Raw genomic sequence first — 15,530 nt, 5'->3', positions numbered from 1 at the left:
ACAGCTGTCTTGCGTCGATGCGACCGAAACATGACAGTGCAACGACAACCGTTTCGCATCCCTCGCCGTTGCTGCATCGCGTTGGCATGCAGCTGTCATCGAGCCGTCGTAATCTGCGAGCTCTTCCATTTGTGTTGTCTGAGGTTGCTATGTCACAGCGCATTGCTTGCCACTCTCATCGGACGCTGGTCAGCGTTGCCATCGCCGCACTGTTGATCGGCAGCGGCATCGCAAGTGCACGAGACAAGGAAGCCTCGAAAGATTCGGTGCTCGCCACCGACGCGCATGGGTATCTAGAGAAACAACAACTGCCCGACAGCGTGCAGCTGGTGCCACCGCCACCGCAGGATGGTAGCGCTGCGCTCGCCAACGACGAGGCGGTCGCCAAGGCCATGCTCGCCCTGCGCGGGACACCGCGCTGGGAGCTGGCCGCGCAGGACGCGGTCCTGAGCTTTCCGGCTGCGGCCACGCACTTCAGCTGCGCGCTCGGCATACAGATCGACCAGGCCAGCACCCCGCATCTGATCGGTCTGCTCGAACGCAGCATGCGCGATGCCAGCACCGCCACCAGCGCCGCCAAGGCACGCTACCAACGCCCGCGTCCTTTCATGCGCAACGCGCAACCGATGTGCACTCCGGCCGATGACGCGGCCCTGCGCAAGAACGGCTCCTACCCCTCCGGCCACACCGCCATCGGCTGGACCTGGGGCCTGATCCTGTCCGAAATCGCCCCCGCCCACCGCGACGCCCTGCTCGCGCGCGGCCGCGCCTTCGGCGACAGCCGCCTGGCCTGCAACGTGCACTGGCAGAGCGATGTCATCCAGGGCCGCGTGGTGGGCGCCGCCACCGTTGCCGCCCTGCACGCCAATCCTGCGTTCGAAAAGGACCTGACCGCCGCACGCCGCGAGATCGAACAGGCGCAGGCCAAGCAGCCGGCCGCGTCATCGGTGGCTGCGTGCAACGCGGAAAACGAAGCACTCAAGACCGCATTGCCTGGGGTGATGTAGTCCACGGCAAGCGCACGGGCGGTGCGCCTGCGGTGCTCGGACGAGGTGCGACAGTTTGCGCCCGCATCGCCGTCCACGCAGCTGATGTGCGGCGGCAGATGCGTTTGGGTGCGGCTGATTCCAACGGTTTCCGCGCGCCTCATCGCGCTGGGCACCACCGCATCACTTGCCGATGCAAAAACTCGAGAAGATCTTGCCGAGCAGGTCGTCGGCGCTGAGCTTTCCGGTGATCTCGCCGAGCGCTTCATGTGCCAGACGCAGTTCTTCGGCAGCCAGTTCCAGTTGTTCGAAACCGAGCTCCAGATCGGCAGCATCGGCGTGCTGTTCGGCGCGACGCAGCGCCTGAACATGCCGCGTGCGAGCAGAGAACTCGCCGTCGACGCTGTCCACGCCATCGCCGAGCGCAAGCGCGCGCAGGCGGATGTGCAATTGCTCCAGTCCTTGTCCGGTCACGGCAGAGACAGCGATCGCGTTGGCATCGAGCGATGCGGCATTGCTGAGCAGATCGCATTTGTTGTGGATCCACAGCTGACGCGGCACCGTGTCGATGGCATCGCCGATGGCATCGCGGGCGGCCTGCGGGTCGCGTGCATCCAGCACCACCAGCGCCAGGTCGGCGCGCTCCAGTTCGGCGCGTGCGCGGCGCATGCCTTCGCGTTCGATCGCATCGCCGCCATCGCGCAGGCCGGCGGTATCGACCAAGGTCAACTCGAAACCGTCCAGCTGGATGGCTTCGTGCAAGGTGTCGCGGGTGGTGCCGGCAACATCGGTGACGATTGCGCGGTCGCTTCCGGCCAGCGCATTGAGCAGGGAACTCTTGCCGGCATTGGGCGGACCGATCAACACCGCATGCAGGCCGTCGCGCAACTTACGCCCGCGTTCGGCATCGCGCAGCAGCTGTGCGAGCACGTTGCGCGCCTGACCCAGACCATCGCGTACTTGATTGCCGCCCAAGGTGTCGAGCGGCTCATCGGCAAAGTCGATGGCTGCCTCGACATGGATACGCAGGCGCGTCAGGGTCTCGGCCAGTGCATCGACCCGTTGCGAAAACACGCCGTCCAGTGCGCGCCGCGCGGCGCGTGCCGCCCGCAGGTCGCCGGCCGCGATCAAGTCGGCAATGGCCTCGGCCTGCGCAAGATCGAGCTTGCCGTTGAGAAACGCACGTTCGCTGAATTCGCCGGCGCGTGCCTGACGTGCACCCAGTTCGATGCAGCGGGCAACCAGTTGCCGCAACAGCACCGGGCTGCCATGACCTTGCAGCTCGACGACATCTTCGCCGGTGAAGCTGTGCGGCGCGTTGAACCACAGCGCAATGCCATCGTCGATGACGGCGCCGTTCCCATCGCGAAAACGCGCGTAGTGCGCATGCCGCGGCTGCATCCGCGCAATTCCAAGGTGCGCTGCGATCTGCACCGACTGCGGCCCGGACAAGCGCACGATGCCCACGCCGCCGATTCCGGCAGCACTGGCGATGGCAACGATGGTCGAGGTGGAAGACGACATGGACACTGCTCTATGGTGGATTGAACAAGGACACGTGGATTTTAAACGGCGCGGCCAGCAGTGCCGAGCCACATGTTTGCGGGCACTTTTGAGTCGCCTACCGTTGCGACAATCGCGCTGTCTGGCATCTGCACGCCATGTCGTGTCGCTACTTCAGTCACAACGATTGCAGCTGCGTACGCGCCTGCTCCGCACCACTGCCTTGCGGCTGCAATTCCAGGTACGTGGAATAGGCCTTGCGCGCCTTGTCGCGATCGCCTGCCTTTGCATATGCATCGCCGAGATTGAGATAGGCCACTGCGCGCGAGGGATCGATCTTCAAGGTATTTTCCAGCCAACGCGCCGATTCGGCAAAGCGCCCCTGACGGTAATACACAAAGCCCAGGTTGTTGGCCGCCAGCGCGAAATCCGGGCGTAGCTTCAGTGCTTCGGCAAATTGCTCGGCCGCATCGACATAGCGCTTTTCCTTGTACAACTGCAGGCCGCGTTCGTTGGCCAGTTGTGCGCGTTGGCGATCGCTGCTCTTCACTGCGGCGGGTAACACCAGCGTAGCTTGTCCACCTTGCAGCGTCTTCACCGTCACCGGCGCCGCAGCCACTGTCGCACCGGCTGAGGCCGACGCAGGGCGCGCTGCGTCCACGCGTCCGTTGAGCGCAATCGCATCGGCCGACAGCTGCGCGGTCTCTGCAGTGAGGAACTCATCGCCGCTGGGAACCTGGAACACGAATTCGCCGCCTTGCGAACCGGGCAGGCTGCCGAATGCCGGCGTCTGCGCCGAGACTGCCGACACCGCAGGCGCCACGTACGCGGCCAGTTCGGTCCCGGTGATCAAGCCGTCGCCATTGAGGTCGCCCTTGCCGGCCAATGCCTGCAACAGCACCCAGGTGAACACAGAATGCCCATTGGGCCCGCTATCGGCCACCTGTTGATCGGCGCCGCCGGCGGTGAGCATCTGGCGCGCGATACGCCGCGCGTTCTCGCGCAGATACGCGCCGGACGTCGGCCCGCCACGCGTCAACCCCAGCCCGCTGTAACACGCATCCATCATGAACAAGACGTGCTTGGCCTGCAGGCTTTCGGCGATGTTCTGCAAATCGCTCATTGCGATCGCATCGCTGGCCAGATGCTGCGGGTCCGAGTCGACCGGAATGATGTAGCCAAGATCGCGACCGGAAGCCAGCCGTCGTGTGGCGCCATGCCCGGCAAAGAACACGAACACGCGGTCGTTGGTTTGTGCACGGCCTTCGCCGAGGCGGTCGTGGAATGCGGCCAGAATGTTGTTGCGCGTGGCCTGCCCGTTCTTGAGCACGATCACTTGCGAGGATGGAAATCCCAACGGCCCGGTCAGGGTACTGGCAATCGCCTGCGCATCGTTGGCGGCATATTCGAGCCTGGGCCAGTGCGCGTAGTCGTCGATACCGATCACGATCGCCCACGATTTCGCATAGCCGGTGTCACCGTGGCATCGGCTAACGCGCTGGGCGCGTGCGCCACCGAAAACTCGCGGCCATTCCAGCCGGCGAACTGGTAACCGTCGGCGATGAGACGATCCAGAATCTGCGGCAGCGCTTTCACTGCGCGGTCGTGGATGTCATGGAACAGCACGATGCCGCGCTGCTCCTTGTTCACTTGATCGAGCACGCGTTGCACGATGGATTCCGGCACCGGGTCGGCCCAGTCCAACGAGTCGATGTTCCACATGATCGATTTCAGGCCGGCCTCGCCGAGCAGCTGCAAGCCTTCCGCATTACGTGCGCCATACGGAAACCGGAACAGCGGCGCACGTTTGTCGTCCACCGCACGCAGCAAGGCGTCGGCATCCAGTACCTGGCTGCGTAGTGCATCGCCGGTGGTTTTGGACAACTGTGCGTGCGTCAGGCTGTGGTTCCCACGACGTAGCCTTCTTCCATCAGCGTGTGGCTGATTTTTGACAGCGGCGCAAGTTTCGCTTTGCCCTGGGCATCCAAACTGCCGAGATTGCGCCCCACTTCGAAGAACACGCCTGGCACATCGTAGCGCTTGAGAATTGCCACGATCTCTTCGGTGTAGGCCCTGTGCGGGCCATCGTCGAAGGTGAGCACCACCGTCTTGGGCGGCAGGTCGCGGCCGAACACTTCGCTGTCGCTGTCGCGCGCGGCGAACGGGTACGGCTCTACCACGCCATGGTCGCGCAGGATGTTCTCGCGCGTGTACAGCGTGCGCAGATGCGCCACATAGTCGTCCCATTTCTCGCGCTTGGGCACGATGGCGCGGCTGCGGTCGAAACGGCTGAAGATCTGCGTCAGCTCCTTGTTGTAGCTACGCTCGATCTCGTCCAGCGCCTCCAGATCCTCGCCGATGCGCTGATGCAGTTTCACCGCCGGCAATGCAGAATCGCGGCCGATGCGCGCATGTAGATCGCGCAGCACCTCGGCAAATGCCAGGCGGTCGGCATCGAACAGATCCGGCGCAGATTCCGCCTCGTCCAGCACCGCGGCAATCGTCGCGAACCGGCGCGCGTCCTGGGAGATCAGCACGGTGTCGAAGGATGCGGCAATGCGCTCGCGCTGCTCCAGGTTTTCATGGAACAACTGCTGGCCCACGCTGCTGGAGGTGGCGCGATCGCGTGGCCTTTGTTTGCCCTCATCGGCCAGCAGCACGATGATGCGGCGGTGCCGGTCCAGTTGTTGGCGCAGTTGCGCGATCAAGGCGGGCGTGGCGTCCCCGGCCGTGCCCGCCTGCGTGCCAGCGCTCGTTGCAGCAGCGGGCTTGGCAGCGGCGGCAGCATCGCTCGCGTCATGCCTGCCGCAGCCGGCCAGCGCCAGCACTCCCATGCAACTTGCGCACAGCAACAGGCGATGCAACGGCGATGTGGTCACGACGGCGTCCTTGGCGAAAGAGACAACAGGCAATAAATGCGCGCTGACATGCAGAAAGCCCGCCTTGCGGCGGGCCTTCTTGAACTTACTTGGCGTTGGCCTGGATGATCTTGCTCGGCTTCTCGCCGTGCTGGCGGATCATCCACCATTGGATCAACAGGCCCAGGCCGCCATTGACCACCCAGTACAGCACCAGGCCGGCCGGCATAAAGGCCATCATGACGCCGAACACCAGCGGCATGAACTGCATCATCTTGGCCTGCATCGGGTCCATGCCCGGGGTCGGGGTCAGCTTCTGCGTCGCCCACATGATCGAGATATTGAGCAACGGCAGGATGAAGTACGGGTCGCGCGCAGTCAGATCCTGGATCCAGCCCAGCCACGGCGCCTGGCGCAGTTCCACCGACTCCACCAGCACCCAGTACAGCGCGAAGAAGATCGGCATCTGGATCAGTAGCGGCAGGCAGCCGCCCATCGGGTTGATCTTTTCCTTCTTGAACAGCTCCATCGTCGCCTGCTGGTACTTGACGCGATCGTCGCCGTAGCGCTCCTTGAGCTGCGCCAGGCGCGGCTGGAAGCGTCGCATCTTGGCGCCGGACTTGTACTGCGCGGCCGACAGCGGATACAGCGCCAGACGCAGCAGCACCACCAGGCCGATGATGGCCCAGCCCCAGTTGTGCAGGAAGCTGTGCAGGTGGCTCAACACCCAGAACAGACCCTGGCCGATGATGGCCATGATCGAGAAGCGGCTGTAATCGACAACGCGGTCCAGACCCTTGACGTCTTCCTTGGCGATCAGGCTGACCAGCTTCGGGCCCACCCACAGGCGCGCTTCGGTGCTGGCGGTCTGGCCAGGCGCCACGGTGAAGGCCGGGCCACGCAGCTCGGCCACGTCGCGCGGGCCGTCCTGAGCCAGCACATACAGCGAGGCCTGGTCCTTCTGCGGAATCCACGCGGTGAAGAAGTGGTGCTGCAGCAGCGCCACCCAGCCGCCGGTGATCTGGCGATTCAGGCCACCGTCGTCCATGTAGTCCTTGAACGCACGGCGCTCATAGCCTTCCTGCGGGCTGTACCAGGTCGCGCCATTGAAGCTGAAGGAATCCGGATTGGTCATGCCACGGCTGAGGATGGTCGGCACCCGGCTCAGCTTGCGGAAGACGTAGCCGTTCCACGGCGCGCCACTCTTGTTGATCACCTCGTCCTTGATCGAGATGGCATAGCGGCCGCGCTCCAGGGTAAAGGTGCGACGGATCGAGACGCCGTCGGGGCCATTCCAGACGAATGGCACCACCAGCGTGTTCTGGCCCTTGGCCATGTCGAACGTCGTGCCCGGCTGCTCGGCGCGGAAGCCGCCCACGCCCGGCACCGGCGAATGCTCGCTGGCCCAGCCGCTGGTGGCGTTATACGGGTGCGCCGGATCTTCGGTCAGCAGACTGACCGGCGCGGTGCCGTCCTTGGTCTGCGGGAATTGCAGCAGCTCGGCATCGAGCACGCTGCGGCCATCCAGCTTCAGGCGCAGCACGTCCGAGGTCAGGGTCACCACTGGTGCGGCGCCGGCAGCAGCCGGTGTCGCGGCGGTGGTGCTGGTCGCCGGCACTGCACCTGGCGCGCCGGCCTGCGGAATGGCCTGAGCAGCGGGCACATTGGCCGCACTCGGCGTGGCCGCATCCAGATCACGGGCCGCCGGAACCGACTGCGTTGCAGCGACCACAGGCGCATTGGCAGCGGCCTTGTCCTTGCCCCACTCCATCCACAGCAGCGCCGCGACCATCAGCCAGGCAAAAATCAGGAAAACACGGGTCTGGTTCATCGGGCAGCAACTCGCTCAGTCGGAACTACAGTTCCGGCTCTGTCGGGGAAAGGGAGGATGGGTGCACCGTCCTGGCGGGCGGCATTGTGCCGGCCGCAGCAGGCAGGGGCAATGCGCCAGCACGGCGCAGCAGACGCAGGAAAGCGTCGCGAATCTGTGGATTGGTCGCTTTTGCAGCTGCCGAGCGCGCCACGATGACGTAATCGCCACCGGCCAGCTCAGGGAGTAGATGCCGCATGGCGTCACGCAACACGCGCTTGATGCGGTTGCGCCCGACCGCCCTCGTGTCGACCTTGCGCGACACCGCCATGCCCAGGCGCGGCGGCGTGTCGCCGGTGCGCCAGTGCAGGCTCAGGAGTGGGTCCGAGGTGCGACGTGCAGTATCGAATACGATCGTATATTGCGCACGCGTACGAACCCGCGCAGAGCGAGGAAATCGCCTGCACGGGTTCGATGCGTTCACGGTAGGGACTGCCTCGGCCGCAGGGAGCGGCGCGGCAATCAAGCGCTCAGGCGCTTGCGGCCCTTGGCGCGGCGGCGAGCCAGGATCTTGCGGCCGTCGGCGGTTGCCATACGTGCGCGGAAACCATGGTCGCGTGCTCGCTTGAGATTGCTGGGTTGGAAAGTACGCTTGGTGGCCATGGGGCCCTCTGCATGAATGGAGACGAATAGAACCGGCAATTCTATAGGCCTTGCGCGGCGGCGGTCAACACCCTGCTCGCTTTACCGCCGATAAGGACACCATTGGCCTGTGGATTGCCCTGTGAATAACTCTGGGAAAACCCTGCCCTCGGTGCTAGGCTGGTCCATCCTCTTTTCACTACCGGGCTGCGAGCACGGCGCTTTTCTGCGCGCCGCAGCCAGCAACAGATGATCATACTTTGATGGATGCTTGGCCCCGCTGTCTGGAACGTCTCGAAGCCGAATTCCCGCCCGAAGATGTCCACACCTGGTTGAAACCCCTGCAAGCCGAAGATCGCGGCGACAGCATCGTGCTGTACGCCCCGAACGCCTTCATCGTCGACCAGGTGCGCGAACGTTACCTGCCGCGCATTCGCGAATTGCTGGCGTATTTCGCCGGCAATGGCGACGTCGCGCTGGCGGTCGGTTCGCGTCCACGCGCGCCCGAGCCGGCCCCTGCACCCGTGGCCGTGCCGAGCGCGCCGCAGGCTGCACCGATCGTGCCGTTCGCCGGCAACCTGGATTCGCATTACACCTTCGCCAACTTCGTGGAAGGCCGCAGCAACCAGTTGGGCCTGGCGGCCGCGATCCAGGCTGCACAGAAGCCCGGCGACCGTGCACACAACCCGTTGCTGCTGTACGGCAGCACCGGTCTGGGCAAGACCCACCTGATGTTCGCGGCCGGCAATGCGCTGCGTCAGGCCAATCCGGCCGCCAAGGTGATGTATCTGCGTTCGGAGCAGTTCTTCAGCGCGATGATCCGGGCGCTGCAGGACAAGGCGATGGACCAGTTCAAGCGCCAGTTCCAGCAGATCGATGCGCTGCTGATCGACGACATCCAGTTCTTCGCCGGCAAGGACCGCACCCAGGAAGAGTTCTTCCACACCTTCAACGCGCTGTTCGATGGCCGCCAGCAGATCATCCTGACCTGCGACCGCTACCCGCGCGAGGTCGAAGGCCTGGAGCCGCGGCTGAAGTCGCGCCTGGCCTGGGGCCTGTCGGTGGCGATCGACCCGCCGGACTTCGAGACCCGCGCGGCCATCGTGCTGGCCAAGGCGCGCGAGCGCGGCGCCGAAATTCCCGACGACGTGGCATTCCTGATCGCCAAGAAGATGCGCTCCAACGTGCGCGACCTTGAAGGCGCGCTCAACACGCTGGTGGCGCGTGCCAACTTCACCGGGCGCTCGATCACGGTGGAATTTGCCCAGGAGACGCTGCGCGACCTGCTGCGCGCCCAGCAACAGGCGATCGGCATTCCCAATATCCAGAAGACTGTGGCCGATTACTACGGCTTGCAAATGAAGGATCTGCTGTCCAAGCGGCGCACCCGCTCGCTGGCGCGCCCGCGCCAGGTGGCGATGGCGCTGGCCAAGGAACTCACCGAGCACAGCCTGCCGGAGATCGGCGATGCCTTCGCTGGCCGCGACCACACCACCGTGCTGCATGCGTGCCGTCAGATCCGCACGTTGATGGAGGCCGACGGCAAGCTCCGCGAGGACTGGGAAAAGCTGATTCGCAAGCTCAGCGAGTAAGCCATCGGCTGCCATCGGCGCCAGGCTGGAAAAAAGCGTGGAAACGTTGGGGTCAAATGCGGGAGAATCTGTGGATAACGTTGCGCCGCAGTCGGGCTCGAAAACTATCCACAGGTTTTCCGACCAGCTCAGGCGCACTAGTCCAACGCGTTTCAGGTGCTGAAATGTCTTTGGAAACAAACAGTTATGGTGGTTATCCGCTGAAAACGGCCCTACCATCACCACCAAGCTTTTGATTTATTCCATATCTTTTAAAGCATAGGGGCACGGAACCACATGCGTTTTACACTGCAGCGCGAAGCCTTCCTCAAACCATTGGCACAAGTGGTCAATGTGGTCGAACGCCGTCAAACCCTGCCCGTCCTGGCCAACTTGCTGGTACAGGTCAAGGATGGACAGGTCTCGTTGACCGGCACCGACCTGGAAGTGGAAATGATCTCGCGCACGCTGGTGGAGGACGCGCAGGACGGCGAAACCACGATTCCGGCGCGTAAGCTGTTCGACATCCTGCGAGCCCTGCCCGACGGCAGCCGCGTCACCATTTCGCAGACCGGCGACAAGGTCACTGTGCAAGCCGGGCGGAGCCGCTTCACCCTGGCGACGTTGCCTTCCAACGATTTTCCGTCTGTGGACGAAGTCGAAGCGACCGAACGCGTCGTGGTGCCCGAAGCCGGTCTCAAGGAGCTGATCGAGCGCACCGCGTTCGCCATGGCCCAGCAGGACGTGCGCTATTACCTCAATGGCCTGTTGTTCGACCTGCGCGACGGCTTGCTGCGCTGCGTGGCCACCGACGGTCATCGCCTGGCGCTATGTGAGATGGAGCTGGAGAAAGCCGGTGGCGCCAAGCGCCAGATCATCGTGCCGCGCAAGGGCGTGACCGAGCTGCAGCGCTTGCTGGAAGGTGCCGATCGCGAGGTCGAGCTGGAAGTGGGCCGCAGCCATATCCGCGTCAAGCGCGGTGATGTGACCTTTACCTCGAAGCTGATCGACGGGCGGTTCCCGGACTACGAGGCAGTGATTCCGATCGGCGCCGATCGCGAGGTCAAGGTGGATCGTGAAGCGCTGCGCGCGTCGCTACAGCGTGCGGCCATCCTGTCCAACGAGAAGTACCGCGGTGTCCGTGTGGAAGTGTCGCCGGGTCAGCTGAAGATCAGCGCGCATAACCCCGAGCAGGAAGAGGCGCAGGAAGAGATCGAGGCCGATACCAAGGTCGACGATCTGGCCATTGGCTTCAACGTCAACTATTTGCTCGACGCGCTGTCGGCATTGCGCGATGAGCACGTGGTGATCCAGCTGCGTGATGCCAATTCGTCTGCATTGGTGCGTGAGGCCAGCAGCGAGAAGTCGCGTCATGTGGTGATGCCGTTGCGTCTCTGATATCTCGTTCCACGTGGAACACGGAAGCCCGGCGGATGCCGGGCTTTTTGTTTGCGCTGTTTCGTAGCTTGCTATGTGCAGGGAGCTGTCGCGGCCAGGTCGCCTGTGGAGACCACACACGCCGATAGGCTGAGCGACTGCAATCGCGCACGACTTGCAGCGATAAAGCCCTTGGCGCAGTCATCGCGGCTGTGCGTCCGTTTGATCGACCAAACGCGCCCCGGCCCCTTGCCACTCGGGTTTTGTGTGTTCGCTAGACACCGGCATCAGCGGCGAGACCGGTCCACGTCGAGTGCCAAAGTTCTCCGGTGACGGCCGGCGACCGAGCTTCATGCTAGCCAACGTCAGGACATGATTCACCGCGGCTCCCGCGTGCGTGGGGCCATCGTGGAACTTGTGCCACAGGCGCGCATCGCTGCGTCACGCGTCTGCAGTGTTGCAAAAGCTCGGACGGGGTTGGCAACTTGCGAATCAGTCACCCCCGGCAGTCTCGACCTGGCCGGAGCCGATCGGGTTCATTCGCCCGGTCTTTGATCCTAGATCTTGCTTGGTTCCAGACGCAGCAAAAGCGAGCGGAGAAATACATCGACTCCAACTAGCAAGTTGAGTTCGTAAAGCGTTACCCAGGTTGAAACTGAATTGGTTCAGGATTCAAACTCGGTCAACCGGGTTGCTGTCTTGCATGTCGGCTAGCCACGGTCCACGTGTTCGGTTCCCTGGTGTTTTTGAGTTATACACATCGCAATTGGCTTTTAAATCTATAAATAACTTAAGAGCTTTGTGGTGATGGTAGGGCCAGATTTTGCGCAAAAACATGTTAAGTGATTGTTTGTAAAGGAAATTTATGGGACGAAACCCTGTGTTTACCGCCCTGTTTTCTCACGCACAAGCTGTGGATAAGCGAAAACACCTGCACAGGCCCTGTTTTTATCCACATGTTATCCCCTGCCTGTCCGGTCATTCCTGGCGGCCATGTCTGCACGGTTTCATGCCGATCCCGTATCCTTCGAACCGACCGGCATGCCGGATTACAGCCCAGAGCACACCGATCGATGCATGTAGTGCGGTTGTCCATTCATCGGCTTCGCCGGTTTCAAACCGTCGAGCTTCATCTCTCCAGTGCCTTGAATCTGCTGACCGGCGACAACGGCGCGGGCAAGACCAGCGTGCTCGAAGCGCTACACCTGATGGCTTACGGCCGCAGCTTCCGCGGGCGCGTCCGCGACGGCCTGATCCAACAAGGTGCCAACGACCTCGAAGTCTTCGTGGAGTGGAAAGAAGGCGGCGGCGCTGCGGTCGAGCGGACGCGTCGGGCTGGCCTGCGTCATAGCGGACAGGAATGGACAGGGCGCCTGGACGGGGAAGACGTGGCGCAGCTTGGCTCTCTTTGCGCTGCGCTGGCAGTGGTGACGTTCGAGCCCGGCAGCCACGTATTGATCAGTGGCGGTGGTGAACCCCGCCGCCGTTTTCTGGATTGGGGCCTGTTCCACGTGGAACCCGCTTTTCTAACCCTGTGGCGCCGCTACGCGCGAGCCCTCAAACAACGCAATGCGTTGCTGAAACAGGGCGCGCAGCCACGCATGCTGGACGCATGGGACAACGAACTCGCCGAATCCGGCGAAACCCTGACGTCCCGGCGCATGCGCTACCTGGAACGCCTGCAGGACCGGCTGGTTTCAGTGGCAGATGCCATCGCGCCGGCGCTGGGACTGTCTGCGCTGACGTTCGCCCCAGGCTGGAAGCGCCACGAGGTCTCGTTGGCAGACGCCCTCCTGCTTGCGCGTGAGCGCGATCGCCAGAACGGCTATACCTCGCAAGGCCCGCACCGCGCAGATTGGATGCCCAGCTTCCACGCACTCCCGGGCAAGGACGCGCTTTCCCGGGGACAGGCCAAGCTCACGGCCCTTGCCTGTCTGCTCGCACAGGCCGAGGACTTCGCCTTCGAACGCGGCGAATGGCCGGTCATCGCGCTGGACGATCTGGGCTCGGAGCTGGACCGGCATCATCAGGGGCGCGTGCTGCAGCGGCTCGCTTCCGCGCCGGCGCAGGTGCTCATCACCGCAACCGAGACCCCACCGGGCCTTGCAGACGCAGCTGCACTATTGCAGCAGTTCCACGTGGAACACGGCCAGATTGCGCGACAGGCAACGGTCAACTGAGCCGCGACGGCCGGTACGGGCCGACTGGTATAATTTGTCCGCTATCCCCCTTTTCCCACGGCGCGGAGCGGTCATCGCTGCCTTCGCCCGTGTTGTGGAGCCAACGGCACGCGCATGACCGACGAACAAAACACCCCGCCAACACCCAACGGCACCTACGACTCCAGCAAGATCACCGTGCTGCGTGGCCTGGAAGCCGTCCGCAAGCGCCCCGGCATGTATATCGGCGACGTCCATGACGGCACCGGCCTGCATCACATGGTGTTCGAGGTGGTCGACAACTCGGTCGACGAAGCCCTTGCCGGGCATGCCGACGACATCGTGGTAAAAATCCTGGCCGATGGCTCGGTGGCGGTCTCAGACAACGGGCGCGGCGTGCCGGTCGACATCCACAAGGAAGAAGGCGTGTCGGCGGCCGAGGTGATCCTCACCGTGCTCCACGCCGGCGGCAAGTTCGACGACAACAGCTACAAGGTCTCCGGCGGCCTGCACGGCGTTGGCGTCTCGGTGGTCAACGCGTTGTCCGAGCACCTGTGGCTGGATATCTGGCGCGACGGCTTCCACTACCAGCAGGAATACGCGCTGGGTGAGCCGCAGTACCCGCTCAAGCAGCTGGAAGCCTCGACCAAGCGCGGTACCACGCTGCGCTTCAAGCCGTCCGTGGCCATCTTCAGCGACGTCGAGTTCCATTACGACATCCTGGCGCGGCGCCTGCGCGAGCTGTCCTTCCTCAATTCTGGCGTCAAGATCACGTTGATCGACGAGCGCGGCGAAGGCCGTCGCGACGATTTCCATTATGAAGGCGGCATCCGCAGCTTCGTGGAGCATCTGGCGCAGCTGAAGTCGCCGCTGCACCCGAATGTGATTTCGGTGACCGGCGAGCACAACGGCATCATGGTGGACGTGGCCCTGCAATGGACCGACGCCTACCAGGAAACCATGTACTGCTTCACCAACAACATCCCGCAGAAGGACGGCGGCACCCACCTGGCCGGCTTCCGTGCGGCGCTGACGCGCGTGCTCAGCACCTACATCGAACAGAACGGCATCGCCAAGCAGGCCAAGGTCGCGCTGACCGGCGACGACATGCGCGAAGGCATGATCGCGGTGCTTTCGGTCAAGGTGCCCGACCCCAGCTTCTCTTCGCAGACCAAGGAAAAGCTGGTCAGTTCGGATGTGCGCCCGGCGGTGGAAAACGCCTTCGGTGCGCGCCTGCAGGAGTTCCTGCAGGAGAACCCGAACGAAGCCAAGGCCATCACCGGCAAGATCGTCGATGCCGCGCGTGCGCGCGAAGCGGCGCGCAAGGCGCGCGACCTCACCCGCCGCAAGGGTGCGCTGGACATCGCCGGCCTGCCCGGCAAGCTGGCCGACTGCCAGGAAAAGGATCCGGCACTGTCGGAACTGTTCATCGTCGAGGGTGACTCGGCAGGTGGCTCGGCCAAGCAGGGCCGCAACCGCAAGAACCAGGCGGTGCTGCCGCTGCGCGGCAAGATCCTCAACGTGGAACGCGCCCGCTTCGACCGCATGCTGGCCTCCGACCAGGTCGGCACGCTGATCACCGCGCTCGGTACCGGCATCGGCCGCGACGAGTACAACCCGGACAAGCTGCGCTACCACCGCATCATCCTGATGACCGACGCCGACGTCGACGGCTCGCACATCCGCACCCTGCTGCTGACCTTCTTCTACCGGCAGATGCCGGAGTTGATCGAGCGCGGCTACATCTACATCGGCCTGCCGCCGCTGTACAAGCTCAAGCAGGGCAAGAGCGAGCTGTATCTGAAGGACGACGCGGCGCTCAACGCCTACCTGGCCAGCAATGCGGTCGAAGGTGCGGCGCTGATTCCGGCCACCGACGAGCCACCGATCACCGGCGAAGCGCTGGAGAAATTGTTGATGCTGTTCACCAGCGTCAACGAAGCGATCGCGCGCAACGCCCACCGCTACGACCCGGCCCTGCTCACCGCGCTGATCGACCTGCCGCCACTGGATGTGGAAAAACTGCAGGCCGAAGGCGACCAGCATCCGACTTTGGATGCGCTGCAGGCCGTGCTCAATCGCGGCACCCTGGGCACCGCGCGCTATCAGTTGCGCTTCGACCCGGGCAGCGACAACGCGCCTGCCACGTTGGTGGCCATCCGCCGCCACATGGGCGAAGAGTTCACCCAGGTGCTGCCGATGGGGGCCTTCGAAAGCGGCGAGCTGCGCCCGCTGCGTGAGGTGTCGCTGGCCCTGCACGACCTGGTGCGCGAAGGCGCCCAGATCGTCCGCGGCAACAAGAGCCACCCGATCACCAGCTTCGCGCAGGCCCATGCCTGGTTGCTGGACGAGGCCAAGAAGGGCCGCCAGGTGCAGCGCTTCAAGGGCCTGGGCGAAATGAATGCCGAGCAGCTATGGGAAACCACGGTCAACCCCGACACGCGTCGCCTGTTGCAGGTGCGCATCGAGGACGCGGTGGCCGCCGACCAGATCTTCAGCACCTTGATGGGCGATGTGGTCGAACCACGCCGCGACTTCATCGAGGACAACGCGCTGAAGGTGTCCAACCTGGATATCTGAGTCACCAGCACCGGCCGACACGTCGCAACCGCGGCGTGCCGGCC

General features: G+C 63.8%; 9 protein-coding genes and 1 pseudogene. 5 read left to right on the top strand and 5 right to left on the bottom strand.

Annotation, left to right across the window (positions count from 1 at the left end; translation table 11 throughout):
* The first annotated feature begins 149 nt into the window (after nt 1-149).
* On the top strand, nt 150-1,007 hold the full coding sequence (locus F7R02_RS11590) for an acid phosphatase (RefSeq protein WP_078588819.1): 858 nt from the start codon (nt 150-152) through the stop codon (nt 1,005-1,007).
* A gap of 162 nt (nt 1,008-1,169) precedes the next feature.
* On the opposite strand, the gene mnmE is transcribed toward F7R02_RS11590, so the two are convergent.
* From mnmE to rpmH, 5 genes and pseudogenes are all read right to left on the bottom strand, one after another.
* The gene (gene mnmE / locus F7R02_RS11585; protein ID WP_033484753.1) at nt 1,170-2,510 is read right to left on the bottom strand and encodes a tRNA uridine-5-carboxymethylaminomethyl(34) synthesis GTPase MnmE; all 1,341 of its coding nucleotides are present in this window, start codon (nt 2,508-2,510) and stop codon (nt 1,170-1,172) included.
* 157 nt (nt 2,511-2,667) lie between these two features.
* A pseudogene (locus tag F7R02_RS11580) lies at nt 2,668-5,368 on the bottom strand (polysaccharide deacetylase family protein).
* A gap of 85 nt (nt 5,369-5,453) precedes the next feature.
* Nucleotides 5,454-7,178 (bottom strand): membrane protein insertase YidC, encoded by a 1,725-nt coding sequence (gene yidC, locus F7R02_RS11575; protein WP_005921867.1) that lies wholly within the window; start codon nt 7,176-7,178, stop codon nt 5,454-5,456.
* Nucleotides 7,179-7,203: 25 nt separating this feature from the next.
* Nucleotides 7,204-7,641: a ribonuclease P protein component gene (gene rnpA, locus F7R02_RS11570; RefSeq protein ID WP_005912413.1), complete on the bottom strand. Its 438-nt coding sequence runs from the start codon at nt 7,639-7,641 to the stop codon at nt 7,204-7,206.
* 38 nt (nt 7,642-7,679) lie between these two features.
* Nucleotides 7,680-7,820 carry a 50S ribosomal protein L34 gene (gene rpmH / locus F7R02_RS11565; protein ID WP_002805908.1) on the bottom strand — a complete coding sequence of 47 codons (141 nt, stop codon included), beginning with the start codon at nt 7,818-7,820 and terminating at the stop codon, nt 7,680-7,682.
* 242 nt (nt 7,821-8,062) lie between these two features.
* Here rpmH and dnaA point away from each other — a divergent pair, with 242 nt between their 5' ends.
* The 4 genes from dnaA to gyrB all read left to right on the top strand — a co-directional run bounded on the left by dnaA (nt 8,063) and on the right by gyrB (nt 15,486).
* On the top strand, nt 8,063-9,391 hold the full coding sequence (dnaA, locus tag F7R02_RS11555) for a chromosomal replication initiator protein DnaA (protein ID WP_005912430.1): 1,329 nt from the start codon (nt 8,063-8,065) through the stop codon (nt 9,389-9,391).
* Between the two features lie 276 nt (nt 9,392-9,667).
* Nucleotides 9,668-10,768, top strand: a complete 1,101-nt coding sequence (dnaN, locus tag F7R02_RS11550; protein ID WP_005912436.1) for a DNA polymerase III subunit beta — start codon at nt 9,668-9,670, stop codon at nt 10,766-10,768.
* 1,052 nt (nt 10,769-11,820) lie between these two features.
* On the top strand, nt 11,821-12,927 hold the full coding sequence (gene recF, locus F7R02_RS11545; protein ID WP_078588820.1) for a DNA replication/repair protein RecF: 1,107 nt from the start codon (nt 11,821-11,823) through the stop codon (nt 12,925-12,927).
* Between the two features lie 114 nt (nt 12,928-13,041).
* On the top strand, nt 13,042-15,486 hold the full coding sequence (gyrB, locus tag F7R02_RS11540; RefSeq protein ID WP_078588822.1) for a DNA topoisomerase (ATP-hydrolyzing) subunit B: 2,445 nt from the start codon (nt 13,042-13,044) through the stop codon (nt 15,484-15,486).
* Nucleotides 15,487-15,530 lie beyond the last annotated feature (44 nt).

Origin of the sequence: Xanthomonas cissicola (assembly GCF_008801575.1) — a bacterium.
GTDB classification, from domain to species: domain Bacteria; phylum Pseudomonadota; class Gammaproteobacteria; order Xanthomonadales; family Xanthomonadaceae; genus Xanthomonas; species Xanthomonas cissicola.
This window is presented reverse-complemented; position numbering and strand designations above follow the sequence as displayed.